This is a genomic window from Inquilinus limosus MP06 (assembly GCF_000767795.1).
Taxonomy (GTDB): domain Bacteria; phylum Pseudomonadota; class Alphaproteobacteria; order DSM-16000; family Inquilinaceae; genus Inquilinus; species Inquilinus limosus_E.
On sequence record NZ_JANX01001006.1, the window covers coordinates 1 to 1,194 of the forward strand.

Consider the following 1,194-nt stretch of genomic DNA (forward strand, 5'->3'; position numbering starts at 1 on the left):
GCAGCAATGCCCAGCGCGACCTGTTCGTCCTGGCCCTGGCCGAGGCTGCGTCCCGGCGCGGCGACGCCCCGGCCCTGCGCGCGATCGGCGATGCCCGCCGCCGCCTGAAGGCCGAGGACCGCCTGATCGCGGCGGTCGACGGCCGCGCCTCCTCGGCCCGCCTCCGGGCCCACCGTTAAGCCCGACTGGAGATCAAGATCATGACCATGACCGAAACCACCCCGGCGCCGCTGTTCCCCGCGGTCACCGGCCGCCTTGTCCCCACCATCCTGCTGGCCGGCATCGCCGCCGACCTGGCCTGGGAGGTCTGGGCCCGCGGCATCACGCCCTTCCTGGTCGGCGGGCCGCTGCAGCCGGCGGCGCTGGTGCAGTCCGTCTTCGGCTTCCAGAACTGGACGGTGGCGGAGCTGATCCACGCCATCACCGGCATCGTGTTCTACCCGATCGGCTACCTGTTCATCGCCCGGCCGCTGCAGCGCCGGATCCTGCCGCAGCTGCCGCTGGTGCTGACCGGCATCGGCTTCGGCACCGGGCTGTGGGTCTTCGCCCTCTACATCATGGCCCACATCTTCGCCGGGCTGCCGGCCTTCCTCGGCTTCATCCCGCTGGCTTGGGCCTCGCTGGTGGGCCACATCCTGTTCGGCCTCGTCGTCGCCTACGTCGTACGCTTCCGGGAATCGCAACCCGCTGAAAGCGCCCTGTAGATGACCCGAGTTGCCGACACGATCGCCGCCACCCTGCACGCCCATGGCATCCGCCACGCCTTCGGCATGCCGGGCGGCGAGGTCGTGACCCTGATCGACGGGCTGGAGGCGGCTGGCATCCGCTTCCACCTGGCCCGGCACGAGACCGCGGCGGCGATCATGGCCGCCGGCGCCTCGGTGACCACCGCGACGCCGGGCCTGCTTGTGGCCACCGTCGGCCCGGGGCTGGCGAATGCGGTCAACGGCATCGCCGACGCGGCGCAGGAGCATGTGCCGCTGGTCGTAGTCTCCGGCATCGTCGATCGGCCGACCCGCGCCCGCTACACCCATCAGGTGATCGACCACGCAGCGCTGCTGCGGCCGCTGGTCAAGGCCAGCTTCGAGGTCGAGCCGGAGAGCGCGGGCCCGGCCGTGGCCCGGGCCCTGGCGATCGCGCTGGCCGAGCCGATGGGGCCGGTGCATCTCGACCTGTCGCCGGCCGTGGCGGCGA

At 72.4% G+C, this 1,194-nt stretch carries 2 protein-coding genes; both read left to right on the forward strand.

Annotated features, from left to right (window positions below):
• The first annotated feature begins 200 nt into the window (after positions 1 to 200).
• Positions 201 to 704 carry a hypothetical protein gene (locus P409_RS34780; protein WP_034849529.1) on the forward strand — a complete coding sequence of 168 codons (504 nt, stop codon included), beginning with the start codon at positions 201 to 203 and terminating at the stop codon, positions 702 to 704.
• Positions 705 to 1,194: thiamine pyrophosphate-binding protein (locus P409_RS34785; RefSeq protein ID WP_034849531.1), on the forward strand; the 490-nt coding region annotated here is incomplete at its 3' end.

Bases quoted from the DNA above. Each gene is read 5' to 3' on its own strand.
- P409_RS34780 (WP_034849529.1), top strand. From the start codon at position 201: ATGACCATGACCGAAACCACCCCGGCGCCGCTGTTCCCCGCGGTCACC.